General features: G+C 40.5%; 22 protein-coding genes. 18 read left to right on the forward strand and 4 right to left on the reverse strand.

Annotated features, from left to right (window positions below; translation table 11 throughout):
- Positions 1 to 3: 3 nt before the first annotated feature.
- The 6 genes from pyrD (at position 4) to PAUR_RS07925 (ending at position 7,766) form a co-directional block, all read left to right on the forward strand.
- A complete protein-coding gene (gene pyrD, locus PAUR_RS07900; protein ID WP_192507230.1) occupies positions 4 to 1,014 on the forward strand; it encodes a quinone-dependent dihydroorotate dehydrogenase in 1,011 nt (336 codons plus the stop codon).
- 122 nt (positions 1,015 to 1,136) lie between these two features.
- The gene (locus PAUR_RS07905; protein ID WP_192508534.1) at positions 1,137 to 1,667 is read left to right on the forward strand and encodes a cell division protein ZapC domain-containing protein; all 531 of its coding nucleotides are present in this window, start codon (positions 1,137 to 1,139) and stop codon (positions 1,665 to 1,667) included.
- 68 nt (positions 1,668 to 1,735) lie between these two features.
- Positions 1,736 to 3,847 carry a bifunctional 23S rRNA (guanine(2069)-N(7))-methyltransferase RlmK/23S rRNA (guanine(2445)-N(2))-methyltransferase RlmL gene (gene rlmKL, locus PAUR_RS07910; protein WP_192507231.1) on the forward strand — a complete coding sequence of 704 codons (2,112 nt, stop codon included), beginning with the start codon at positions 1,736 to 1,738 and terminating at the stop codon, positions 3,845 to 3,847.
- Positions 3,840 to 4,070, forward strand: coding sequence for a glutaredoxin family protein (locus PAUR_RS07915; protein ID WP_192507232.1), 231 nt, complete (start codon positions 3,840 to 3,842; stop codon positions 4,068 to 4,070). Before rlmKL ends, PAUR_RS07915 begins: the two co-directional genes overlap by 8 nt.
- A 1-nt stretch (position 4,071) precedes the next feature.
- On the forward strand, positions 4,072 to 5,997 hold the full coding sequence (gene uup / locus PAUR_RS07920; protein ID WP_192507233.1) for an ATP-binding cassette ATPase Uup: 1,926 nt from the start codon (positions 4,072 to 4,074) through the stop codon (positions 5,995 to 5,997).
- Positions 5,998 to 6,008: 11 nt separating this feature from the next.
- Positions 6,009 to 7,766 carry a DUF3466 family protein gene (locus PAUR_RS07925; protein WP_192507234.1) on the forward strand — a complete coding sequence of 586 codons (1,758 nt, stop codon included), beginning with the start codon at positions 6,009 to 6,011 and terminating at the stop codon, positions 7,764 to 7,766.
- A gap of 80 nt (positions 7,767 to 7,846) precedes the next feature.
- Here the strand turns inward: PAUR_RS07925 and PAUR_RS07930 are convergent, their stop codons facing one another.
- A complete protein-coding gene (locus PAUR_RS07930) occupies positions 7,847 to 8,353 on the reverse strand; it encodes a DUF2062 domain-containing protein (protein ID WP_192507235.1) in 507 nt (168 codons plus the stop codon).
- Positions 8,354 to 8,416: 63 nt separating this feature from the next.
- On the opposite strand from PAUR_RS07930, the gene PAUR_RS07935 reads away from it, so the two are divergent.
- The 7 genes from PAUR_RS07935 to tcdA all read left to right on the forward strand — a co-directional run bounded on the left by PAUR_RS07935 (position 8,417) and on the right by tcdA (position 15,868).
- Complete coding sequence (locus PAUR_RS07935) at positions 8,417 to 10,642, forward strand: DNA internalization-related competence protein ComEC/Rec2 (protein WP_192507236.1); 2,226 nt, start codon at positions 8,417 to 8,419, stop codon at positions 10,640 to 10,642.
- 115 nt (positions 10,643 to 10,757) lie between these two features.
- Complete coding sequence (gene msbA / locus PAUR_RS07940) at positions 10,758 to 12,494, forward strand: lipid A export permease/ATP-binding protein MsbA (protein ID WP_192507237.1); 1,737 nt, start codon at positions 10,758 to 10,760, stop codon at positions 12,492 to 12,494.
- A gap of 3 nt (positions 12,495 to 12,497) precedes the next feature.
- Positions 12,498 to 13,478 (forward strand): tetraacyldisaccharide 4'-kinase, encoded by a 981-nt coding sequence (lpxK, locus tag PAUR_RS07945; protein WP_192507238.1) that lies wholly within the window; start codon positions 12,498 to 12,500, stop codon positions 13,476 to 13,478.
- The gene (locus tag PAUR_RS07950; RefSeq protein WP_192507239.1) at positions 13,468 to 13,665 is read left to right on the forward strand and encodes a Trm112 family protein; all 198 of its coding nucleotides are present in this window, start codon (positions 13,468 to 13,470) and stop codon (positions 13,663 to 13,665) included. The genes lpxK and PAUR_RS07950 overlap by 11 nt, the downstream gene beginning before the upstream one ends.
- The gene (gene kdsB / locus PAUR_RS07955) at positions 13,653 to 14,408 is read left to right on the forward strand and encodes a 3-deoxy-manno-octulosonate cytidylyltransferase (protein ID WP_192507240.1); all 756 of its coding nucleotides are present in this window, start codon (positions 13,653 to 13,655) and stop codon (positions 14,406 to 14,408) included. The genes PAUR_RS07950 and kdsB overlap by 13 nt, the downstream gene beginning before the upstream one ends.
- Positions 14,401 to 15,066, forward strand: coding sequence for a TIGR01621 family pseudouridine synthase (locus PAUR_RS07960; RefSeq protein WP_192507241.1), 666 nt, complete (start codon positions 14,401 to 14,403; stop codon positions 15,064 to 15,066). Before kdsB ends, PAUR_RS07960 begins: the two co-directional genes overlap by 8 nt.
- Before the next feature lies 1 nt (position 15,067).
- Entirely contained in the window at positions 15,068 to 15,868 is an 801-nt protein-coding gene (tcdA, locus tag PAUR_RS07965) for a tRNA cyclic N6-threonylcarbamoyladenosine(37) synthase TcdA (protein WP_192507242.1), read from the forward strand.
- Between the two features lie 21 nt (positions 15,869 to 15,889).
- Here tcdA and PAUR_RS07970 read toward each other — a convergent pair whose 3' ends face one another.
- The 3 genes from PAUR_RS07970 to PAUR_RS07980 form a co-directional block, all read right to left on the reverse strand.
- Positions 15,890 to 16,294 (reverse strand): SufE family protein, encoded by a 405-nt coding sequence (locus tag PAUR_RS07970; RefSeq protein WP_192507243.1) that lies wholly within the window; start codon positions 16,292 to 16,294, stop codon positions 15,890 to 15,892.
- 3 nt (positions 16,295 to 16,297) lie between these two features.
- Positions 16,298 to 17,515, reverse strand: a complete 1,218-nt coding sequence (locus PAUR_RS07975) for an aminotransferase class V-fold PLP-dependent enzyme (protein WP_192507244.1) — start codon at positions 17,513 to 17,515, stop codon at positions 16,298 to 16,300.
- Positions 17,516 to 17,617: 102 nt separating this feature from the next.
- Entirely contained in the window at positions 17,618 to 18,904 is a 1,287-nt protein-coding gene (locus PAUR_RS07980) for a citrate synthase (RefSeq protein ID WP_192507245.1), read from the reverse strand.
- A gap of 411 nt (positions 18,905 to 19,315) precedes the next feature.
- Here PAUR_RS07980 and sdhC point away from each other — a divergent pair, with 411 nt between their 5' ends.
- The 5 genes from sdhC (at position 19,316) to sucA (ending at position 25,438) form a co-directional block, all read left to right on the forward strand.
- The gene (gene sdhC, locus PAUR_RS07985; RefSeq protein ID WP_192508535.1) at positions 19,316 to 19,693 is read left to right on the forward strand and encodes a succinate dehydrogenase, cytochrome b556 subunit; all 378 of its coding nucleotides are present in this window, start codon (positions 19,316 to 19,318) and stop codon (positions 19,691 to 19,693) included.
- On the forward strand, positions 19,684 to 20,031 hold the full coding sequence (gene sdhD, locus PAUR_RS07990) for a succinate dehydrogenase, hydrophobic membrane anchor protein (RefSeq protein ID WP_192507246.1): 348 nt from the start codon (positions 19,684 to 19,686) through the stop codon (positions 20,029 to 20,031). Before sdhC ends, sdhD begins: the two co-directional genes overlap by 10 nt.
- Positions 20,032 to 21,804, forward strand: a complete 1,773-nt coding sequence (gene sdhA, locus PAUR_RS07995) for a succinate dehydrogenase flavoprotein subunit (protein WP_192507247.1) — start codon at positions 20,032 to 20,034, stop codon at positions 21,802 to 21,804. It begins immediately after the preceding gene.
- Positions 21,805 to 21,814: 10 nt separating this feature from the next.
- A complete protein-coding gene (locus PAUR_RS08000; RefSeq protein ID WP_192507248.1) occupies positions 21,815 to 22,534 on the forward strand; it encodes a succinate dehydrogenase iron-sulfur subunit in 720 nt (239 codons plus the stop codon).
- A gap of 84 nt (positions 22,535 to 22,618) precedes the next feature.
- Positions 22,619 to 25,438 (forward strand): 2-oxoglutarate dehydrogenase E1 component, encoded by a 2,820-nt coding sequence (gene sucA / locus PAUR_RS08005; RefSeq protein ID WP_192507249.1) that lies wholly within the window; start codon positions 22,619 to 22,621, stop codon positions 25,436 to 25,438.

Raw genomic sequence — 25,438 nt, forward strand, 5'->3', positions numbered from 1 at the left:
TTCATGTTTTACGATATTGCACGACGTTATATGTTTAGCCGCGATGCAGAATGGGCCCACGACTTTGCATTAAATAATTTACGTCGTTTTGCAAATACACCACTGAGTGCAGCGTGGTCTCAAACAGTGGCAGACAAGCCTGTGAACTTCTTAGGACTTGATTTTAAAAACCCTGTTGGACTTGCAGCAGGATTAGACAAAAATGCGGAATGTATAGATGCATTTGCACAAATGGGTTTTGGTTTTATTGAAGTCGGTACTGTGACACCTAGACCGCAAGCAGGAAATGACAAACCACGTATTTTTCGTCTTCCTGATGCACATGCGGTTATCAACCGTATGGGGTTCAACAATAAAGGTGTAGATAACTTAGTAAGTAATGTTAAAGCATCTCGCTATTCTGGGATCTTGGGGATCAATATTGGTAAAAATAAAGATACTCCGAATGAACAAGGCAAAGACGATTATATTCATAGTATGCGTAAAGTGTTTGAATATGCGTCTTATATTACAGTGAATATTTCTTCACCGAATACACCTGGGTTACGTGATCTTCAGTATGGTGATGCTTTGGATGATTTGTTAGAAAGTTTAAAATGCGAGCAAATGGATCTTATTGCAAAGCATAATAAATCAGTGCCTATGCTTGTTAAAATAGCGCCTGATATTGACGCGGTCCAAGTTGCTCAAATCGCTGAATCACTTACAAAAAATCGCATCGATGGTGTGATTGCGACCAATACGACACTGGAACGCACAGCTGTTCAAGGTATGCAGTATGCCGAAGAAGCTGGTGGGTTATCAGGTCGTCCAGTTCGAGAAAAGTCGACGTTTGTTGTTGATGAGTTGAGACGTATTACTGATGGTAAATTACCAATAATTGGCGTTGGTGGCATTGATTCAGCAGAATCTGCAAAAGAGAAACTTTCTGCTGGTGCAGACTTGGTTCAAGTATATACGGGCTTTATATACGAAGGCCCAGGGCTGGTAAAAAGGATCGTTGACGGGTTATAAGGATCCGTTATATAACAAAATGATCCTAAATAAATTGTTATTATAAAAAATTTTACAGTTTAGGTTTTTTAGTTATACTCCCATCTACTATTAAATAATTATAAATAGTTGATGGGAGTAGTATTGTGCAGGCATCTAAAGAATGGCAATGGCAGTTATGTAGCCAACGAAATCGCTTGCTCGTAGACCTTGGTGAAGATCTTAGTTTATGTACCCCATTCAGACAGCGACAGCTAACTCAAGATATTACTTACAGCCCAAACTTTAGCCTAAATGAAGCTGGCTATTACCAAAACGTGTTTGCCTACCTATGCAAATTTGCTGTGTGGAGTGAAGCGCAATGTTGCCAAATTGCACTGAATGCAACCGCTGCAAAATTTTATTTATTACCAGTACAGGCTAAAAGTTGGTTCTTTCAAACATATGTAGGTGGTGAGCCTTGTACAGAAGCCATCATTAGTTTGCATTCAAAAAATCAAGTCGGTGAGTTTTTTATTGTTGAATATTGTGCCGAGTCGTCACTCTGCATTAATTTAACTGACAGTTTTAAGCTTGATGACCATTTAACACTTGAACAGTTTCAAGCAATCAAAGTACTCAATGATCGTATTCATCCTCTGGTTATTGCCGATAAAATTATCAAATCAGCTTAATCCCGCTACACCTCCTCAGCCGAACCTATGGTATACTCGCCTTCAATTGAATACATAGGGTTAGCACATTGCAATTTATCGCACTTACATCTATCGGCATAGAACACTTATTAGCTGAAGAACTAGAACAAGCAGGCGTGACACTGGGTAAACAAAGTGTCGGTTCGGTCCGATTTGAAACGGATAACAGCACAGCACAACGCATATGTATGATGACGCGTTTTGCGACGCGTATCATGCTTTTAATTGATGAAAGTGAAGAAATTACCAATAAAGATGCGCTCTATAAATTCGCACGCTTCCAAGCGTGGCAAGATTGGTTTGGCCCAACTCAAACGTTTGCAATTGAATTCAACGGAACAAATACTGAGTTGAAAAATACTCAGTTTTCAGGCTTAGTGATAAAAGATGGCGTCGTAGATTATTTTAATGACTTGTATGAGCAGCGTCCTAATGTTGATAAATCAGAACCAAACATTCGCATAATAGCAAAGTTGAACCGCGATAAATGTGCGTTGTATATTGATTACTCAGGACCTAGATTATCAGATCGAGGTTACAGAACTAAACAGGGTAAAGCACCTATCCGAGAGCATTTAGCAGCAGCACTTGTAAAGCGTAGCGGTTGGTTAGACGATATTACTCAGCCATTGTTTGATCCTTGTTGCGGTTCAGGTACTTTGCTTATTGAAGCGGCTGGCATGGCAAATAACGCACCAACAAATACAGAGCGGGAATTTGCGTTTAAGCGTTTACCAAGCTTTCGAAAAGCAAAATTTGATATGGTAAAAGCTGAGCTCAAAGAACAGCAACAAGATAACAATTTATGGCTTATTGGCTCTGATATAGATCGAAAGTTAGTTGAGGTTGCGGAGCAAAATGCTGATAGGGCTGGGGTAGGAAGCACGATAAAATTTAAGCAAGGTGACGCAAACCAGCTTAAAAGTATTGCAAAACGTCCTGGAGTTGTTATTAGTAATTTACCTTATGGTGAACGTATTGGGTCTATGGCAGAGCTGGTGAGTTTACATCGTAATATGGGTGTGGCATTTAAAAAGTACTTTCCTAACTGGAAGCTGGCTTTATTAGGAACAGACGATAGTTTGTTTAAACTATTGAAATTGTCGCGAGAAAAACGTTATAAATTTAAGAATGGTCCATTAGATGCTGAGTTTAATTTATATGAATTAAACGAACGTCAAGTGAATCAAAACGAACGTGCAACAAGCTTGAATTATGAAGGCTCGAGTGCGTTTGCAAATCGTTTGAAAAAGAATAAACACGCATTAAAATCTTGGGTCAAGAAAGAGCAGATCAATGCTTACCGAGTATATGATGCTGATATTCCTGAATATAATGTAGCGGTAGACATATACAACGACTGTGCTGTTATTTTTGAATATGCGGCACCAAAAGAAATCGAAGATGATGTCGCACAGAAGCGTTTGCAAGATGTTATTACATTGACTGCGCAGCAGCTAGAAATCGATCCTGAAAATATTGCAGTAAAAGTAAGAAAAAGACAAAAAGGTGAATCTCAATATACTTCAATGGATAAGCAAAATCGCTTTGAAACCATTGAGGAGTTTGGTGCAAAATTTAAAGTAAACTTGTTTGATTACCTTGATACTGGATTATTTTTAGATCATCGCTTAGCACGTCGTTATATTCAAGAAAACGCTAATAGTAAACGTGTGCTTAACTTATTTGCATATACCGGCTCTGTGTCGGTTCATGCTGCTTTGGGTGGTGCTAAAGCGGTCACAACTGTTGATATGTCAAAAACGTATTTAAAATGGGCAGAAGAAAACTTTGCGCTTAATGAGTTGAAAAATACTCGCTTCAGGTTTGAACAAGCTGATTGTTTAAAATGGCTAGAGCATGCTCAAGGTCAATATGATCTTATCTTCTTAGATCCGCCAACGTTTTCTAACTCAAAACGTATGAAAGAAGCATTTGATGTACAACGTGATCATATTCAATTATTGACTTGGATAAAGAGGATTTTGAGCCCTAATGGTACCTTGTTTTTCTCAAATAATAAGCGTGGCTTTAAAATAGATGAAGTTGCGCTTATTGGATTAGGACTTAAAGCTGAAAATATTTCTGACAAAACACTCTCTCCTGATTTTAAGAGAAATAAGCAAATACATAATAGTTGGTTAATAACACATGGCTAAATATGTTTTATATCATACGGATGGGTGCCACCTTTGCGAACAGGCTTACGAACTTGCGTTGCACGCGATTCACGCCAGCGATATTAAGCACGTTGATATCACTGGTAGCGAAGAGCTAATGCAGCGCTTTCAAACGACCATTCCAGTATTAGAGCGTAAAAGTGACCACCAACAATTAACGTGGCCATTTGGACTAACACAAATTCAACAACTCGTAGAATAATATGGATCTAATTAGAATAGCTAAAGCGCAGCTTGCGTTTGGAACTCACCCTTTGCTTGATAACGCAGATGCAATTATCGAGGCAGGCGAAAGAGTATGTATTGTCGGCCGTAATGGGGCTGGCAAATCGACACTGCTAAAGGTACTTGATGGTGAAGTATTACTTGATGACGGAGAGATTAATCGCGTTGGCGAGCTTAAAATATCGAGACTAGAACAAGACCCTCCTAAGGGGGTTGAAGGTGCTGTATTTGATTACGTCGCAAGTGGGTTACCTGATATAGCCAATTTATTAATTGAATTTAATCATGTTAATGAGGCGCTACAAACTGACCAATCACAGGCACAGTTAAATAAACTTGAACGATTATCGACTCAAATAGAAGCCGCCGATGCATGGCGATTTGAAAGTCGAATTCAAACAGTATTAAGCCAGTTAGAATTAACGGCAGATATGCGCTTGGAGAAGTTATCAGGAGGTTGGCTGCGTAAAGTCGCGTTAGCAAAAGCACTAGTAAGTGAACCTGATTTACTGCTTTTAGATGAGCCAACGAACCATTTAGATATGAACAGCGTTATTTGGTTAGAGCAGTTCTTAAAGGAGTTTAAAGGCGGTATAGTCTTTATTTCACATGATAGAGCATTCATTCGCGCCGTTGCTACGCGAATTTTAGATTTAGATCGTGGACAGTTGATCTCATACCCAGGAGATTATGCGACGTATCTTGAACAAAAAGCACATGACTTAAAAGTTGAAGAAACGCAAAATGCACTTTTTGATAAGAAATTAGCAGAAGAAGAAGCGTGGATCAGGCAAGGTATTAAAGCACGAAGAACGCGTAATGAAGGCCGAGTGAGAGCGCTGAAGTCTTTACGCAATGAACGAAAGCAACGTGTAGAGCAGGTTGGTAAAACAGACTTTAATATTGAAACCGCCGATCGCTCAGGTAAATTAGTATTTGAAGCGCAACATGTTAACCATGCGTTTAAAGACAAAGTGATCACAAAAGATTTCTCTACCCTAGTAATGAGGGGCGATAGAGTTGGGCTTGTTGGTCCAAATGGAGTAGGCAAAACCACACTTCTCAAACTGCTTTTTGGTAATCTGGATGCAGATGTGGGTAAGATCAAACAAGGAGTTAACTTAGAAGTTGCGTATTTTGACCAATACCGAGAAAAGTTAGATGAAAATGCCACAGTTCAAGATAATGTGGCAGAAGGAAAGCAAGAAGTTATGATGGGTGGTCGCAGTCGCCACGTATTAGGTTATTTACAGGACTTTTTGTTTCCACCAGCCAGAGCGAGAACCCCTGTTAAAGCTTTGTCAGGAGGTGAGAAAAATAGGTTACTTCTAGCAAAACTTTTCTTAAAACCTTCAAACATCTTGGTGTTGGATGAGCCAACCAATGACTTAGATATTGAAACCCTTGAACTATTAGAAGAAATAATTAATCAATATCAAGGAACTATCTTGATCGTAAGTCACGATAGAGAATTTATTGATAATACATGTAATAGCGTTTGGGCTTTTGAAGGAGAAGGCTTGGTCACGGAGATTGTGGGTGGATATACTGACTATGAACAGTATGTTGCTCATAGAGTGGCTCAAGCTAAAGCACTTGAAAAGGTAGACAAGCAAAAAACACAGAAATCGGATAAACAAACTCCGAAACAAGTTACTCAGGCCAATAACAAAAGTACTAAGTTAAGTTACAAATTAAAACTTGAATTAGAAGAACTGCCAAGTAAAGTAGAGGCACTAGAGCTTGCATTAGAGGCTCAACAAGAAATCGTGAATGCGGCAGACTTCTTTAAACAAGATGCAGAGACTACTCAAGCAGCGTTGAACCATTTGGCGGACCTTGAGTCGAAGCTTGAAACCTCATTTGAGCGTTGGGAAGAATTAGAAGCGTTACAGAATCAGTAGTAAGGAATAAAATGAAGCATACTTTAATTGCAGCGAGTATTTTTGCTGGCTTGAGTGGCCAGGCTTTGGCCGCCACATATCAACTTACAGAGTTACCAAGACACGAAGGTGCAGTTCATTCAATTGTCTCGGATGCGAATGAAAATGGTCAGATCATTGGGGCTGCGACTCGTCTTTTTAATTTGCCGATAGATGTTAGCTATATCGACTTTGATAAAGATGGTACAGCGATAAAAGCAGCATATGATCAAGAAAAAAGTAGATATGAACTGATTGATGAAACGATTACATTTACGCTTGAAGATGTAAAAAACGGTGCGGCGTCGACAAATGCAGATGCTAACAACTTCATGTTAGGTTTTTTGAGTCGTCAAAGTAATTCAGCTGAATATCAAAAGTTGACAGATCGCATTGCTTTGACAGTTAGTCCCACATTTGCGGATGAAAAAGTCTTATTTGATGTACAGAGCTCAGAGCTCAATTCATTGACCCGCTCCGTGGGAAATAACTTGGCAGCAATCAGTGATGATGGGGTGATGGTTGGCTGGGGTTCAGCACCTTTTTCAAAAACAGAATTTACACCTAAAGACGAAAATGAAGCAAAGACCTTCTTTGTAAGAGATTGGAATTATCGGGGTATTGTAATTAATACAGCGGGTGAAAAGTTTACTCTTGAACCCGCATTTACCGAACATGGTGGCGCCAGTATTGCAACTGACATTGAGCGTTTAGAAACAGGTGGCTATGTTGTAGTTGGTTATGCCAGTGTTGGTATTACGACACAGCGCCAAGAAGGTTATGATGATCGTTGTAAAGGTGAAGATAGACCATTACAAGCATGTGTGTGGTTGGAAGAGCGCCGAGTGGCTAACTTAGATGGACTACCAACGTTTTATGACCTACGCGCATATCAATGGACCTTAGATGATAATTTTGCTGTGGTAAGTGCAAAAGAATTAGGTGTCGGAGCTGTCAGAAAAGACAATGAAGATAATACTATTTATAGTGCTGCAATGGCCATAAATAACTCAGATATTGCGGCTGGGTATTCAATAACTCGATTTGACAATGATATTAATGCACGTGTTGTACCTGGGTACTTTAAAGATGGTCAATTTAGTGAAATTGGAGAGCGTGATGCATGGTACAAAACAGGTAAAGCCGTCGATATTAATAACAATAATGTTGTTGTGGGCCACCGAGCAGAAGTAAGCCGGAGCACTATACAAAAAGCCGTGGGGTTTTATTACGATATTAATGCTGACAAATTCGCAGATATTCCCACCTACTTTAATGGTTCTGAAATGGTCATTAATGATATTAATGATGCGGGATATGTTGTCGGGCAAGGTGAAATTGAGAAGAACGGTAACAACAAACGTAGAGAAGGTTTCATCTATAAGCTAGGAGATGAAAACATCGTTAATATTAATTCTTTATTACCTTGTAAAGATGCCAGTGGTCAGGCATTCCCTTATACAATTGCAGAAGCTGTAAAAATCACTGAATCGAATAAGATTTACGCTATTGCGGTAAAAACGGTAGAGCGTAGAGACAGACTTGGTGTAGTAGAGAAAAACAGCAAAGGTGAGATTGAGTATGAATCAGCTTCTTTACCTGTACTGTTAACACCAACGAATGGTGAAGTAGAGCAGTGTGCTGCGCCAGAGGTTGAAACGTATGAACGTCAATCAGGCAGCTTTTCTGTGTTTGCACTTCTTACGTTACCATTGGTTTGGTTAAGACGTCGAAAATTAAAGATTGCTTAAGCACCTAAGTTGTTGCATTTTGACGTGATAATAAAAAAGCCCTTAAGGGCTTTTTTATTATCTATAATATAGAGGAAGTATTATTTATTGCGCGCATGCCATGCTTTATTTACCGAACGTCGCCATAAGTAATCAACCCCAAAGTACCCAATAATAGCGGCGAACGATGCACAAATTAGTGAGCCAATCATAAACGCAGGACCGATTGTGGTAATACTTTGAACGAGCCACTCCCAACTGGCTTCGAAATGAAAAGGTTGTGTTTCTTGGCCTAAAGCAAGCACACCAACTAAATAAGAACAGTAAAAAATAGGTGGCATAGTTAGTGGGTTTGTTAACCACACCAAAGCCACTGATAAAGGTAAGTTTACGCGAAACGGAATCGCAAATGCGGCAGCTAATATCATCTGAAAAGGAACTGGGATGAAAGCAAAGAACAAACCAACTGAAAAAGCGCCACGCGCAGAACGGCGGTTTAGGTGCCACAGGTTGGCATCATGCAACCATCGGCCAAAAATTTTTAAAGACTTTTGCTGTTTTATTTTATTGTGATCGGGTAAAAAGCGTTGAATCGTTTTTTTAGCCATAGCATGCAACCGTTTACTTCAATTTTTATATGTTGGGGATTTCTATTCGGCTGTATCATTACCGTGTTTTTATTCAAAACTTGGCAGTTCTATAGCAGTCTTTTCTTCCTCACTATTTTGTTCCCCTATTTTAAGCCGTTTCGACCTGTATTGTTAGGTTTTATTTTCGCTATTTTTGTCGTTATCACTCAATATCATTTGTTTTATTCATTTAGTATAGAAAACCCACAATTTGACGATGAAATTTATTTCAGAGGTCAAGTTGTAAAGGTATTTGGAGAAGAGCCAGCAGATTATTTTCAGGTGAGCCTCAGTGATGTTGGTGAACATACCTATTTACCTTGGATGAACCCCAAAGCGAACTTGGCTATTTCTCAGAATGGATTAAAGATAAAGGCTGGTAGTATCATTACGGGTATGGCCAAAATTCGTCCATTTAGAGGGCGAAAAAACTTTTCCGGTTTTGATAGTGAGCTTTATGCATTTAGAAATCAAATTGCATATAAAGGGCGTGTTCTAGAGGCTACCATCGCGGCCCAGCAAAATGACGCATATTATGAACCATATAGACAATTTTCATGGCAAGTGTTTGGAGGTTTAAAGTTAGGCTGGCTCTATCATACTTTAATGACGGGAGATACAAGCCAGATAAGTCATGATACCCGTATCATGATGCGTAGGCTTGGATTAAGCCATATTATGGCTATTTCTGGGTTACATATCGGTATTATATTTGGGATTTCATATTGGTTTGTTAAAGCGGTTGTATCAGCTTATTTGCTATTGCATACCAACCCTCGCTTTCAAAAGTACAATTTAACGACATTTTATATGTGTCTCTCGGGAATAATCGCATTTATATATGTTTATCTAAGCGGTTTTAGTGTATCAGCGCTAAGAGCATATAGCATGTTATTACTTGCGATTACCGCGTACATTGCATGTAAAAAGGTAAGTAGCGTGAGAATATTGGTCACCGCACTGAGCCTTATTTTACTTCTTGATCCTTTCTTATTACTTAATCCGGGGCTATATTTTTCATTTATAGCTGTTGCAGTGATATTTTTTGTAATGAGCTCTGAGCACACACAGCATAGTTACAAAATAAACTTCCTTTTTAAGATTATTTTATTGATAAAGATACAAATTTGTCTTTTCGTTTGCTTGGCGCCACTCAGTATTTATTTCTTTAAAGGAGTTAGCTTAGCTGGATTATTGATAAATTTACTGGCTATTCCGGTGTTAAGCATGATTGTTTTCCCATTTATGATATTGGCGCTCACATTGAGTTTTGTAATAGGCTATGCATCATGGGGAGCTAGTTTTGTACTCACGAGTCTAGACGGTTGCTTTCATTTCCTATTGCAAGGAGCCTCAATGATCAGTGCTGATCACGGCTGGTTGCATACGGGTTCTTCATCTTTATCAATAACCATGTTTATATATCTCTCTCTACTATTTATAGTGTTAGCGCCTTTTAGAAAACTGGTTTGGCTTCCAGCCGCGATTTATGCGGTGCATAGGCTGTCGAGTGAGGAGGTATTATGGCAATTGGATGTTTTGGATGTAGGGCACGGAACCGCAGTGCTTATATCGAGTAACCGAGAAGCTATATTGTATGACCTTGGAGCTAAATATTTTAACCGATATTCCCTATTTGAGCATGTTGTACAACCCTACATAGAGGATAATCATATCGTATTAACACACACAATTTTAAGTCATCAAGATAAAGACCATGTTGGTGGAGTTAAGGAATTGCTTGCATTTGATGGAATACAGTCCTTTAAATCGTTTCATAATGGCATACCAAATAGTGATTGTAATTTGCGAACAGTCAAGATGGGTGAAGTCACTATTGAAACACTGTGGCCTCGAGCTGGGCGAGCCTCTAAAAACAACAATTCTTGTGTTGTGAAAGTCAGTGGAGGCAATTACTCAGCTTTATTAACGGGGGATATAGAAGCTCATGCAGAACGGCAGTTGGTAAATGTACTCTCAGCTGAACAATTAAAGAATGATATATTATTGGTCCCACATCATGGCAGTAAAACATCGTCAACAATGGCTTTTTTACAAGCTGTAAATGCCGACATCGCGATATATTCGCGTAATTATGCATCACAATGGGGACTTCCTCATACCGATGTTCGAGAGCGATTCACCCGATTGGGCACGTTACAATTAGATACGGCACTAGATGGTCATATTAGGATAAAAGTAACACCTGATGGACTAATCACTGAAAAGGCGAGAGAAGTAATGAAATATTGGTTTTTACCCCAATAAAGGGGGGAGTTATTTGGTTTTCGTTTGATTAATTTAAAGTAGCCCATTTTGTTTTATAGGTATGGCAAGTACAATACACTGTTTTTTTAGAATGGGTTAGTGGAAGAGAAAGTACATGCAAATGAGCGCGAAGCAGATATACAAACGTTTACTAGCTTATACATTAGATTACCGGGGCGTTGCGATATGTGCCGTCATTGGTATGTTAGGTTACGCAGCGATGGATGCGCTGTTTGTGCGCTTAATGCAACCGTTTATTGATGATGGGTTAAACGACAGAAACGTCGATGTTTTGTCGTGGGCCCCTATTGTGGTTATTGTATTAGTGATAGGGCGTGGTGTCTTCAATTATATGGCATCATATTGTCTGACATATGTTGGATCCCAAGTTGTTAGGGCATTACGGCAAGAGCTGTTTGAGCACATGTTATTTTTACCCGTCTCATTTCATGACAAACATTCGAATGGTGAAATGATCTCTAAAATTACTTTTGATACAGAACAAGTGCAGCAAGCCATTACCCGAGCATTACAAGTCATAGTGCGTGAAGGTGCGTTTGTTGTTTTTTTATTATTTGTTATGTTTGGTGCGAGTTGGCAGTTGTCCTCGGTATTTTTAATTATTATTCCTATTGTCGCGCTGATCGTTTCAGTGGTATCAAAACGGTTTCGTAAGATTTCGAAAAATATTCAAGATGCGATGGGGGAAGTGACCCGTGGTTCTGAACAAATGCTTGCGGGGCATAAAGTAATTCATAACTTTGGTGGTCAACAAAGAGAAATCGACAAGTTTGCAACAGTCAATAATAAGAATAGGCAGCAACGGGTCAAAATGGATGCGACTCGGGCATTAAGTGTATCCGTGATTCAAATTTTAGCCGCCAGTGCGATGGCGTTAATATTGGCAATTATAGCCATGCCTTCTATGATAAATACGATTACTTCAGGTGCGTTTGTAGCGCTATTGACATCAATGATGATGATGTTGCGACCATTAAAGCAGTTAGCAAATGTAAATAGTGATCTGCAAAGAGGTATTTCGGCTGCGCAAAGTATATTTGCAATATTAGATACAGAGAAAGAAGGGGACCAAGGCACCACGCCGTTAGTGACAGCGAAAGGGTTAATAAGTGTTAAATCGGTTACATTTTGCTATCCGACTAAAGAAAACCCAGTAATTCAATCACTTGATTTAAAGGTTAATGCAGGCGAGAGCATCGCGCTGGTTGGCCGCTCTGGATCTGGTAAGTCGACATTATCAAATTTACTGCCAAGATTTTATGATATTCAACATGGTAGCATCGAGCTCGATGGCGTCAATATTCAGGAATACTCTTTGCAGGACTTGAGACGGCAATTTGCGGTTGTTTCACAGCAAGTGGTTTTGTTTAACGATACTATAGCGAATAATATTATGTATGGGCTGGAAACGCCGTTATCAGATGACGCTTTAATTGCAGTTACAAAACAAGCACATGCTTGGGAGTTCATAGAGGGATTACCTGATGGCTTACATACTATGGTGGGTGAAAATGGGGTAATGTTGTCAGGTGGACAACGGCAACGTTTGGCCATTGCAAGAGCGATTGTAAAAGATGCGCCGATACTGATTTTAGACGAGGCAACCTCCGCATTGGATACGGAGTCAGAAAGGTTGATACAGCAAGCGCTAGATAATTTGATGAAAGACAAGACTTCGATAGTGATTGCACATAGGTTATCGACAATAGAAAAATCAGACCGAATATATGTATTAGAGCAGGGTAGAATAGTTGAGCAAGGAACACATACAACCTTGTTAGAACAGCATGGGGCTTATGCTGCTTTATGTAAAATGCAGTATGGTGATTAGACATTGAAAAGTATAGAAAATAGCTGGTATAGACCAAAATCCTTCATAACTTACTTACTACTGCCGCTCAGTGCTATATTTTGGTGTGCTGCGATAGTAAGACGGATACTTTTTTCATTGGGGTTTATTAAACGTTTTAATGCACATGTCCCCATATTGGTTATAGGTAATATTAGTATAGGCGGTAATGGTAAAACGCCATTTGCATTATGGCTAGTTAACTACCTACAAAATATTGGGTTAAAAGTCGCAGTGATCAGTCGAGGATATGGATCAAATGCACCCCATTACCCTTATGAAGTGACGACCAGTAGCTCGGTATTAGAGGCCGGAGATGAACCTTTTTTACTTCATTCACGTTTGCAATGTCCAGTTGTTATCGGCCCAGACCGTCAGGCTAGTTGTGAGTATATCAAGCGTGAATACAATGTCGATTTGATTATTTCAGATGACGGTTTACAACATTATAAAATGAATCGTGCTGTTGAGTTTTGTATTGTAGATAGTACTCGTGGGTTTGGAAATGGGTGTCTCCTGCCGGCTGGACCATTAAGGGAGTTGCCGAGTCGACTTCGCAGTGTGGATCTAGTTGTTACAAATGGTATTGGCGCACCTTGCAATTATCAACTCGAAAGCACCGGTATATATCGTGTTGGAAGTGGCGAAAAATGTGAATCATATCCAGATATGGGCATCGCCGTAAGTGCAATAGGAAACCCTGCTCGGTTTGAGAAATCATTGAGTGAGTTAGGGATCGATATTATAGAGACCGCACACTTTCGAGATCATCATGCTTATCAAAACGGTGATTTTGATAGATTTGGTCACACAGCCGTTTTTATGACGGAAAAAGATGCGGTAAAATGTAAGAGCTTTGCGTTAGAAAATTGGTACTACTTACGAGTTGACGCTCAACCAAGCAAGATGTTGATTGAGCGGTTATTGAATATTTTAAAGAAAAAAGAGATCTATCATGGCCTTTGATAAAAAATTATTAGAAATCTTAGCTTGCCCTGTGTGTAAAGGTAAGCTGCAGTACGATAAAGAACAAAGTGAGCTTATTAGTACAGCGGCAAAATTGGCGTATCCAATTAGAGATGATATTCCTGTACTACTGGAAAACGAGGCGCGAGAGTTGAGTTTAGAAGAGGTTGAACAGTGGCATTCGTAGTTGTTATTCCAGCACGCTATGCGTCGAGTCGTTTACCGGGTAAACCGCTTGCGGATATCTGCGGAAAACCGATGATTCAACATGTTTTTGAGCAAGCGTCTCGCTCAGGAGCGAATGCTGTTTATATTGCGACTGATCATCAAGCTGTCTTTGATGTCGCGATGGGCTTTACAAAAAATGTTCTCATGACCAGAATTGACCATCAATCAGGCACTGAACGGCTCGCGGAAGTGGTAGAAAAGCTAAATTTAGGTGCTGAAACAATTGTGGTTAATGTACAAGGTGATGAGCCATTGCTAGAACCTGAAAATATAGATCAAGTTGCTCAGTTGTTGGCTAATTCAAGTGCCCCTATGGCGACCCTTAGTGTGGATATAGAGAATGTTGAAGAAGTGCTAAACCCTAATGCGGTTAAAGTAGTACAAGATGCACATAACAACGCTCTATACTTTTCTCGCGCTTCAATTCCATTTCAACGAAATAGCATGTTAACGCTAGATAAAAACTCAATTCCTTTACATAATTTTCAACGCCATGTTGGCATTTACGCCTACCGCGCAGGGTTTATTCAAGAATACTTAGAGTTACCAGTATCGCCATTAGAAGTGCAAGAATCACTTGAACAACTGAGAGTTTTGTATCATGGTAAGCAAATTAAGATAGCTAAGGCGATAATGCCCGTCCATGCGGGGGTCGATACACCAGAGGATTTAGCGCGAGTAGTTGAGTTGTTAAATGCGTGAATTTGAAGTGATCGCAGACGAAGTTGATTATATTATCGCATTAAAACCTGCAGGAGTGAGTTTTCATAGCGAAGACGGGGCTGGGTTTGTTGTTCAATTAGAGAAACAAGTTGGCTATAAATTATTCTCGGTTCATCGTTTAGACAAAGTCACTTCGGGACTATTAATCTTAGCGAAGTCAAGTAAAGCAGCCAACCTCTTTACTCAGAAGTTTGTAGGAAGAGAGGTAGAGAAAATTTATTTGGCGTTAATTTCGAAAAAGCCCAATAAAAAGCAAGGGTGGATCAAAGGTGATATGGTCAAATCCCGACGGGGGGCACACAAGCTACTCAAATCACAAGAAAGCCCTGCCGTTACCCGCTTTTATTCAAAAAGTATTGCTGCTGGATTACGTGGTGTAATTTTGAAGCCTTTTACAGGTAAAACACATCAATTAAGAGTTGCTATGAAAAGTTTATCCGCGGCAATAGTGGGAGATGAATTGTACGGGGGAGTGCCAGCAGCACGGGTATATTTGCATGCTTATGCACTAAGGTTTTCTTGGGATGGACAGCAGCAATGCTATTATGCAACACCAAAAGATGGTGATGAATTTATAAAATTAATTAATCATGAGGATTTTGCTAATTGGCGAAACCCTTGGCAGTTAGAGTGGTAACATGACTGAGCAGCAAACTGAATTGAGATTTGGCGGTATTTCACGCCTTTATGGTACACAGCAGCATACGTGGTTGCAGCAAGCAAATTTTTGTGTAGTTGGTATTGGTGGCGTTGGCAGCTGGGTGGCGGAAGCGTTAGTACGAACGGGTGTAGGCCATATAACATTGATCGACTTAGATGATATTTGTGTTACAAATATCAACCGTCAAATTCATGCGTTATCAAGTAGTGTAGGTGAGCAAAAAATTGAAGCAATGAAAGCGCGTTTATTAGATATAAACCCGTATTGTACAGTGAATTTGATCGATGACTTTATCACCGTCGATAACATTGCAGAATATATCATTAATTATGACTATGTCATTGACTGTATTGATGCGGTCAAAGAAAAGGCCGCGCTAATTGCGCATTGCAAACGTCGAAAAATCCCAATCATTGCCACCGGTGGTGCTGGTGGACAGACAGATCCCAGTCAAATTTTATTTGGCGATGTTGCGAAAACAACACAAGACCCTTTACTTGCGAAAGTACGTTATTTATTGCGTAAGAACTATAATTTTTCCTCAAATCCAAAGCGTAAATTTGCTGTTGATTGTGTTTATTCAACTGAGCAACTTGTTTATCCAACAGCCAGTGGTGAAGTTTGCCTAGCTAAGCAGCAAGCTGAGGGAGCAAAAAACATGGACTGCGCAACTGGGTTTGGTTCTGTCACCATGGTGACAGGCACCTTTGGTTTTTTCGCGGCTTCACGAGCAATTAAAAAGTATTTACAAAAAAAACTCAAAGCTGAAAACCAATGAGTATGAAACTTTCTCGCTGATTTACCACTGAGAAAGCTTTTCTTGTATGGCCTTAATAATGGCTTGAATGCCATTACCGCGTGACGGGCTCAGGTGCTTTATTAGTCCGAGAGACTCAAACTCAGCGTAAGCATCAATATTTTTAGCTTCGGTAAGGGTTATGTCGTTATACATACTTGAAATAATCGCGAATAGCCCTTTGACGATACGGGTGTCAGAGTCACCAATTAATAGAATTGTTCCCCGGCTTTCATCTAAATCAATATGCAACCAGACTTTGCTCTCACAGCCTTGTATAAGGGCATCATCACTCTTTAAGCAGTCGGGTATAACGGGCAGTTGTTTGCCAAATAGCATTATTTCTCGATAACATTGTTGCCAACTTTGGGTCTTTTTTAATTGGTTTTGTATTTCTTGATAGTTCAAATCTTATCCTGCAATTAATTTAATACTGCTTTTTAGAGCAGTAATAAATGTATCTATGTCATTGTGTGAATTATAAAAGGCGAGGCTTACTCTTAATGTACCCTGAATACCTAGTTCAGCAATAAGTGGTTGCGTACAATGGTGGCCGCTTCGCAAAGCAATGCCATAGCTATTGAGTAACATTGCAATGTCATAATGGTGCTCGTCGCGATAATTAAAGCTAATTGTACCTATATTATTTTGCGTGTCGCCATAAATAATGATGCCATCGATTGCTTGTAATTGATTAAGACAGTACGAATATAAGGTTTGTTCATATTGATGAAGTACGATAGGGTCAAGCTTATTTAAATAATTGATGGCTGCTCCAAACCCTAATACACCTGATATGTTTGGTGTCCCTGGTTCAAATTTAGCTGGGGCCTCTCGGTAACTTGACGATTCGTATGTTACCTTGTCAATCATTTCGCCGCCTGTTTTGAAAACGCTTAGTGCGTTGAGCTTGTCAAATTTCCCATATAAGAATCCAAGCCCTGTAGGACCTAATGCTTTGTGGGCAGAGCCAACATAGAAATCGCAATCTAACTGTGACAGATTAGGCCTTAAATGAAGAAAAGCTTGTGCGCCGTCAATTACGGTTATGGCATTAACTTTCTTCGCTGCATCAATTAGCTTGGCGATGGGATTAATATTACCAAGCGTATTAGATGCATGTGTGCATGCCATAACTTTGGGTTTTAAGTCTTCAATCATAGCGATTGCAGCTGGTATATCCAAAATCCCTTGTTTATTTATGGGCATGATAGCTATTTTTGCACCGCTTTCTTGCGCTGCTTGTTGCCATGGAACAATATTAGCATGGTGCTCTAATGCACTAATTAGAATAATATCCTGTGAATTTAGATCACATGTTACACCAGAAGCAATAATGTTAAGGCTTTCAGTTGCACCACTGGTCCAAACCACTTCTTTGGAATTAACGGATAAAAATTTAGCCAGTTGTGTCCGCACATATTCGTATTTCGATGTTGCATTTTCACTGAGTGAGTGTAAACCTCTATGTACGTTTGAGTTGTTTTTACTATAAAAATCGTTTATCTCATCGATCACACACTGAGGCTTTTGGCTGGTCGCACCAGAGTCAAGGTAGATTAAAGGCTGACCTTCAATAGATTGAGAGAGTACAGGAAAGTCATGGCGCAACTCAGCAATTATGTTCATTTCAATATTATTCCGGCAAATATAACGAAGGGATTGTAATTTGATCTGTGTAAGATGCAATAAAAAAGGCCGCTAATAGCGGCCTTTTTTTAAGACTTTACGTTATCGTTTTGAAGAGTCTGCATAGTCGCGTTGTGCGTAGCCAGTATAAAGCTGACGCGGACGACCAATTTTGTGTCCTGCTTGAGATAGCATTTCATCCCAATGCGAGATCCAACCAACAGTACGTGACATTGCGAAGATAACAGTGAACATACTCGTTGGAATACCAATTGCTTTCAAGATGATACCTGAGTAAAAATCTACATTCGGATATAGCTTTTTCTCGATGAAGTATGGGTCTTCAAGCGCGATTTGCTCTAAACGCATAGCAACGTCGAGTAGTGGATCTTGAATGTTTAACTCTTTCAAAACTTCATGACATGTCTGACGCATTACTGTAGCACGCGGGTCGAAGTTTTTGTATACGCGGTGACCAAAGCCCATTAAACGGAATGGATCGCTCTTATCTTTTGCTTTTGCTACATACTCGTCGATACGGTCGAGCGAACCAATCTCTTCAAGCATGTTAAGACAAGCTTCGTTTGCACCACCATGAGCAGGTCCCCACAGTGAGGCGATACCAGCAGCAATACATGCGTAAGGATTAGCACCTGATGAACCCGCTAAACGTACTGTAGACGTTGAAGCATTTTGTTCGTGATCAGCGTGCAGCATAAAAATACGATCCATAGCTTTAGCTACAACAGGGTTAACCGTGTAATCCTCAGCTGGGACAGAGAACATCATATGCAAAAAGTTTTCTGCATAGCTTAAATCGTTGCGTGGGTAAACGAATGGTTGACCAACGTTATATTTGTACGCCATTGCCGCAATGGTAGGCAACTTAGCAACTAATTTGATAGCACTGCGCTGACGTTGGTCTGCATCTGAGATATCTAAATCATCATGATAGAACGATGATAATGCACCAACAACACCACAAAGCATAGCCATTGGGTGAGAGTCAACGCGAAAACCTTGGAAGAATGCAGCGATTTTCTCGTGCATCATGGTGTTACGTGTGATTTCATCTGAAAATTCAGCATGTTGCTCAGCTGTCGGTAACTCACCGTTTAGCAATAAATAACATAATTCAATGTAATTTGAATGCTCAGCTAACTGCTCAATTGGGTAACCGCGGTGTAGCAGTACACCTTTTCCACCGTCGATGTAGGTGATAGATGATTCACAAGAACCGGTAGACATAAAACCTGGGTCATAAGTGAAGTGGCCGTGAGCACCTAAAGTACGAACATCAATTACATCTTGACCAGCGGTACCCGAATAAATTGGTAGCTCGATTGGGTCGTGACCATCAATATGGACAGTGGCTTTTTTATCTGCCATCTATTTATCTCCTATGGAATAACAATTCTGATTGTTATGTTGTGATACTAATGTTAAGCAAATTCAGATCATTTTAACGTAAAACTAGGGTATAAAGTCAATTTTTCTTGTAATTATGCAAAGATGTATAATAAATATTCTGTAGAGATTAAATATTATACCATTGGCTAATTCGCAAGCGTCTCAATCTAAACAAGAATTGTAAAAGCGCGCACGGCCTTATATACTGTGATAGGTTTTACACCGTATCGTCTGTGGGTAAACCTTTTTTTACAACAAACAGAATGAATTAAGATCGGTTCGTTGAAAAAGCAGGTATACCTAGAGTGTGCCATTTGTGCATGTCGTGCAAGTGGATTTTATAAAAACAAAGTAGATGAGCTCCTTTGTGGGCAAGATGGGCAAGTAACTGTGAAAAAGCAAAGACCTGTAAATCTAGATCTTACGACTATATCGATGCCGGCAACGGCTAAAGCATCAATTCTGCACCGTGTAACGGGTGTTGCATTATTTTTCGCTTTAACCTTCGTCATTTGGGCATGGTCTGAGTCTCTTTCTTCTCCTGAAGGTTTTGAATTAGTAAAGGGGCTGTTTAACGGCTTCGTTGCAAAATTCATCGCGTGGGGCACGCTTTCTGTGTTGGCATATCACCTAATCGTTGGTATCCGTCATTTGATCCAAGACATGGGTCATTGGGAAGAATTAGAGTCAGGTAACAGCAGCGCTAATATCGCGATTGCACTTTCTGTGATTGTAGCAATATTGGCAGGAGTGTGGATATGGTCTTAAATCAAGCAACTCTCAAGCGTGATGGCGTACAAGATTACGTTTCACTGCGTACAACCGCGTTAATAATTGCAGCTTATGCTGTATTTATCGTTGGCTACTTACTTCTAACTCCTGAGTTAACATTTGAAGCATGGCAGGGTTTGTTTTCTAACCTAGCTGTTAAAGCTGCGACATTGGTCACGCTTGTATGCATTATGGTTCATACAACTATTGGCTTATGGCAAGTATTAACAGACTATGTAAAGTGTTCGACATTACGTTCGGTACTTGGCTTCGTGTTAAACCTGATGGCACTTGCTTATGTAGCAATAGGCCTGTTTGTTTTGTGGGGTGTTTAAGTGAAATATCATGTCCGTGAATTTGACGCTGTTGTAATTGGTGCCGGTGGTGCTGGTATGCGTGCAGCGCTTGCAATTTCTGAATCAGGCAAAACGTGTGCATTGATTTCGAAAGTTTTCCCAACACGCTCTCATACAGTTTCAGCACAAGGTGGTATCACAGTTGCGCTAGGAAACTCGCATGAAGATAACTGGGAATGGCACATGTACGATACGGTCAAAGGGTCAGACTTTATCGGTGACCAAGACGCGATTGAATATATGTGTCAAACAGGTCCTGAAGCGATTACTGAATTAGAGAATATGGGGTTACCGTTTTCTCGTTTTGAAAATGGCCGTGTATATCAGCGCCCTTTCGGTGGTCAATCGAAAAATTTTGGTGGTGAGCAAGCAGCACGTACAGCGGCTGCTGCTGACCGTACTGGTCATGCACTATTACACTTGCTTTATCAGCAAAACGTAAAAAATAAAACCAATGTTTTCTCTGAGTGGTATGCGTTAGATATTGTTAAAAACGATAACGGTGATGTTGTAGGTTGTACTGCAATTGAGATTGAAACGGGTGAAATCACTTTCTTCAAATCAAAGGCCGTCGTACTTGCAACCGGTGGTGCAGGACGTATTTTTGCATCAACGACTAACGCACACATTAACACCGGTGATGGTGTTGGTATGGCAACTCGAGCCGGTATTCCGATGCAAGATATGGAAATGTGGCAATTCCACCCAACGGGTATCGCGGGTGCTGGAACGCTTGTTACAGAAGGTTGTCGTGGTGAAGGTGGTTATCTTTTAAATAAAGATGGCGAACGTTTCATGGAACGTTATGCACCAAACGCGAAAGACCTTGCCTCTCGTGATGTTGTTGCGCGTTCAATGATGACAGAAATTCGTGAAGGTCGTGGCTGTGACGGTCCTCTAGGCCCGCACATTAAGCTGAAACTTGATCATTTAGGCGAAGAAACGCTGTATAAACGTTTACCAGGTGTTTGTGACTTATCTAAAACGTTTGCACACGTTGATCCAGCTAAAGAGCCAATTCCAGTTATTCCAACTTGTCATTATATGATGGGTGGTGTACCGACAAACGTCAACGGTCAGGTATTGAGCGTTGATGCTGAGGGGAACAATAAACTCGTTGAAGGTTTATTTGCGGTTGGTGAAATAGCTTGTGTATCTGTACACGGTGCTAACCGTCTAGGTGGTAACTCATTGCTTGACCTCGTTGTATTCGGTCGTGCTGCGGGTAACTTCTTAGGTGAGTACTTAGCAAATGCTGAAGTGACTAAACAAGCGTCAAGCGATAACATTGATGCAGCATTTGCGCGTTATAACCGCTGGGAAAATTCGAGCAAAGGTCAAGGTGAAGATCCGGTACAGATCAAGAAAGACCTACAGCAATGTATGCAGTTAAATTTCTCTGTATTCCGCGAAGGTGACTCGATGGCTGAAGGGTTACAACAGCTGAAAGAGATCCGTGAACGTTTACAGCATGCTCGCTTAGACGATAAATCTACAGAATATAATACGCAAAGAATTGAGTGTCTTGAATTAGATAACCTGATGGAAACTGCATATTCAACAGCGGTAGCCGCTAATTTCCGTACTGAAAGCCGTGGTGCACACTCTCGTTTTGATTATCCGGATCGTGATGATGAAAATTGGTTGTGTCATACTGTATTTAACCCAGAAACGGAAGTTATGAGTAAGCGTGAAGTAAATTACGCGCCTAAGACTCGTGAAGCATTCCCGCCTAAAGCACGTACTTACTAGGAGCACAACGATGGCAATTTTAGAGTTATCTGTTTATCGTTATAATCCTGATGTGGACAATGCGCCACATATGCAGGAATATAAGCTGGAAGTAGAAGAAGGTCGTGACATGATGGTGTTGGACGCGCTTTTACTTTTAAAAGAGCAGGATCCTTCACTTTCTTTCCGTCGCTCTTGTCGTGAAGGTGTATGTGGTTCTGATGGTGTGAACATGAATGGTAAAAATGGCCTTGCATGTATTACGCCTATATCAGCACTACAGAAAAATGGAAAAGGCAAAATCATTCTGCGTCCGTTACCTGGTTTACCAGTGATACGTGATTTAGTTATTGATATGAGCCAGTTTTACACTCAGTATGAAAAAGTTAAGCCGTTTCTTATCAATGATAAGCCAACGGGTGGTGAGGAACGTCTTCAATCTGTAGAAGATCGTGACAAGCTAGATGGTTTATATGAGTGTATTTTATGTGCGTGTTGTTCGACTTCATGTCCTTCGTTCTGGTGGAACCCAGACAAGTTCATAGGTCCAGCAGGTCTTCTTCATGCTTACCGTTTCTTAGCAGATACACGTGATACGGCAACAGAAGAACGATTGGCTGATCTTGATGATGCGTTCAGCGTATTCCGCTGTCACAGTATTATGAACTGTGTTAGCGTTTGTCCTAAGGGCTTGAATCCAACTAAAGCCATTGGTCATATAAAATCTATGTTGTTAAATCGTTCGGTTTAATACATATTTAAACAGTAAGATGGCATGCCTAGTATGCCATCTTGTTAATAATTAAATTTCTGCGCTAGAAAAAAGGGCTAATAAATGCACGAAGGTGTGATGAAGGCATGGCTAGAATCTTCGCATTTGTACGGCGGAAACGTAGCTTATGTAGAAGAGCTTTATGAAGCGTATCTTGACGATGCGACTTCAGTGCCAGAAGAATGGCGAGAAGTGTTTGATCAACTTCCTAAAGTTGATGGTGTGGATGTTGATGTTAAACATTCCGAGGTAAGAGCTCAGTTTAAAGATCTTGCTAAAAACAAACACAGAGAAGTAGTTGTTGCAGCAAGTGGCACATCAGATGCCAAGCAAGTTCGCGTGCTACAACTCATAAACGCATTTAGGTTTCGAGGGCATCAAAATGCCAACCTTGACCCGTTAGGGTTATGGAAGCGTGAAAGAGTTCGAGATTTGGAACTCGAATATCACGATTTAACGGAGTCGGACCTAGAAAAAGAATATAACATTGGCTCTTTTGCTTCCGGTAAAGAGACAATGAAGTTGAAAGACTTATATTCGGCCTTGAAGACCACGTACTGTGGGTCTGTTGGTGCAGAATATATGCATATCACTTCTACAGAAGAAAAGCGTTGGTTACAACAACGTGTTGAATCTACCTTCTCACAGCCTAAATTTAGCAAAGAAACAAAACTACGCATATTAAAAGGCTTAACCGCTGCTGATGGCCTAGAGAAATATCTTGGTGCTAAGTTCCCTGGAGCAAAGCGCTTTTCTCTTGAAGGCGGTGACGCTTTAGTACCAATGCTTAAGGAACTGATTCATCGCGCTGGTGAAAGTGGTCAAGAAGAAGCGGTTATTGGGATGGCGCACCGTGGCCGTTTAAACGTTTTAGTAAACGTACTCGGTAAAAACCCACAAGAATTATTCGACGAATTCGCTGGAAAATATGGTGAATCAGCGGGCTCGGGTGATGTTAAATACCATATGGGCTTTTCATCTGATTTCGCCACAGAAGGTGGTGACGTTCATATGGCGTTGGCGTTTAACCCATCTCACTTAGAGATTGTTAACCCAGTAGTTATGGGCTCTGTTCGAGCGCGCCTAGAGCGTTTAGGGTGTAAAAATGGTTCTAAAGCATTACCAATAACGATTCATGGCGATTCAGCTATTGCGGGTCAAGGTGTTGTTCAAGAAACATTTAATTTATCTCAAACTCGTGCGTTTGGTGTGGGCGGTACAATTCGTATTGTCGTAAACAACCAAGTCGGCTTTACAACGAGTAAACAAGAAGATGTACGTTCTACAGATTATTGTACTGACATTGCTAAAATGGTTCAGGCACCTATCTTCCATGTTAATTCTGATGACCCTGAAGCCGTTACGTTTGTTACACAGTTAGCACTTGACTTCCGTAATAAGTTCCACCGTGATGTTGTTATCGATTTAGTATGTTACCGTCGTCATGGTCATAACGAAGCTGACGAGCCTAGCGCAACGCAGCCTGTGATGTATAAAAAGATCAAAAAACACCCAGTACCACGTCAGTTATACGCGGACAAGTTAGCAAGCGAAGGTGTATTAAGCGCAGACGATGCTAAGCGACTTGCCAATGACTATCGAAATGGCTTGGATAATGGTGAGTGTGTTGTTGAAGAGATTCGTCCTGATACGAAGCATTCTTCTGATTGGTCAAAATTTGTAGGTCACGACTGGGATGTAGCTTACGACCCAACGGTTCCGGTTAAAAAGCTAAAAGAGTTGAGTGCAAAAATCTCTTCATATCCAGAAGGCCATAAAGCACAATCTCGAGTTAAAAAGATTTACGAAGATCGTAAATTAATGGCATCTGGTGAAAAGCCATTAGATTGGGGTATGGCAGAGACGCTTGCTTATGCAACGCTTGTTGATGACGGTGTTAATATCCGTATGACTGGGCAAGATTCTGGTCGAGGAACGTTCTTCCATCGTCATGCAGTTGTTCATGATCAAGCTGAAGGTAATACATATTTACCACTGCAAAATATCCATGCTGATCAAGGTAACTTTGAAGTTTATGACTCCGTTTTATCTGAAGAAGCCGTATTAGCATTTGAATACGGTTATACGACGGCAGAACCAACCTCGTTGGTATTGTGGGAAGCGCAATTTGGTGATTTTGCAAATGGTGCACAAGTTGTATTTGACCAATTCCTAAGCTCAGGTGAACAAAAATGGGGCCGCTTGTGTGGTTTAACAATGTTATTACCACATGGCTACGAAGGGCAAGGTCCAGAGCATAGCTCTGCACGTTTAGAGCGTTATTTACAATTGTGTGCTGATCACAATATGCAAGTATGTGTACCTTCAACGCCAGCTCAGGTATATGCGATGCTACGTCGTCAGTCTGTACGACCGTTACGTCGTCCATTGATAGTAATGACACCAAAATCATTATTGCGTCATCCATTGGCTGTGTCATCTTTAGATGAATTGGCAGATGGTGTATTCCACAATATGATTGATGAGATTGATGATATCGATCCGGCAACTGTGGAACGCGTTGTATTTTGTAGTGGTAAAGTCTATTACGAATTGTTGCAAGAACGACGTAAATTAGAGCTCAACAATGTAGCGATAGTACGTGTTGAACAATTATATCCATTCCCTCATCAGGAGATGGATGAAGTTATGGCACGGTACCAGCACGTTAAAGATTTCGTTTGGTGTCAAGAAGAACCACAAAATCAGGGAGCGTGGTATTGCTCTCAACATCATTTCTGGGAAGCTATCCCTTCAGGTGCTAATCTTTCATACGCGGGGCGTAAAGCGTCTGCGGCACCAGCATGTGGCTATATGTCGACTCATACAAAAGAACAAAACGCGTTAGTTGCTGACGCCTTAACAATTAAAAATAAGGGATAA

Source organism: Pseudoalteromonas aurantia 208 (assembly GCF_014858725.1).
GTDB lineage: Bacteria > Pseudomonadota > Gammaproteobacteria > Enterobacterales > Alteromonadaceae > Pseudoalteromonas > Pseudoalteromonas aurantia.

Coding starts and splice junctions, on each gene's coding strand:
- pyrD (WP_192507230.1), top strand. CDS start 4: ATGTTTTACGATATTGCACGACGTTATATGTTTAGCCGCGATGCAGAA.
- PAUR_RS07915 (WP_192507232.1), top strand. CDS start 3,840: ATGGCTAAATATGTTTTATATCATACGGATGGGTGCCACCTTTGCGAA.
- uup (WP_192507233.1), top strand. CDS start 4,072: ATGGATCTAATTAGAATAGCTAAAGCGCAGCTTGCGTTTGGAACTCAC.
- PAUR_RS07925 (WP_192507234.1), top strand. CDS start 6,009: ATGAAGCATACTTTAATTGCAGCGAGTATTTTTGCTGGCTTGAGTGGC.
- PAUR_RS07930 (WP_192507235.1), bottom strand. CDS start 8,353: ATGGCTAAAAAAACGATTCAACGCTTTTTACCCGATCACAATAAAATA.
- msbA (WP_192507237.1), top strand. CDS start 10,758: ATGCAAATGAGCGCGAAGCAGATATACAAACGTTTACTAGCTTATACA.
- PAUR_RS07950 (WP_192507239.1), top strand. CDS start 13,468: ATGGCCTTTGATAAAAAATTATTAGAAATCTTAGCTTGCCCTGTGTGT.
- PAUR_RS07960 (WP_192507241.1), top strand. CDS start 14,401: ATGCGTGAATTTGAAGTGATCGCAGACGAAGTTGATTATATTATCGCA.
- tcdA (WP_192507242.1), top strand. CDS start 15,068: ATGACTGAGCAGCAAACTGAATTGAGATTTGGCGGTATTTCACGCCTT.
- PAUR_RS07975 (WP_192507244.1), bottom strand. CDS start 17,515: ATGAACATAATTGCTGAGTTGCGCCATGACTTTCCTGTACTCTCTCAA.
- PAUR_RS07980 (WP_192507245.1), bottom strand. CDS start 18,904: ATGGCAGATAAAAAAGCCACTGTCCATATTGATGGTCACGACCCAATC.
- sdhD (WP_192507246.1), top strand. CDS start 19,684: ATGGTCTTAAATCAAGCAACTCTCAAGCGTGATGGCGTACAAGATTAC.
- PAUR_RS08000 (WP_192507248.1), top strand. CDS start 21,815: ATGGCAATTTTAGAGTTATCTGTTTATCGTTATAATCCTGATGTGGAC.
- sucA (WP_192507249.1), top strand. CDS start 22,619: ATGCACGAAGGTGTGATGAAGGCATGGCTAGAATCTTCGCATTTGTAC.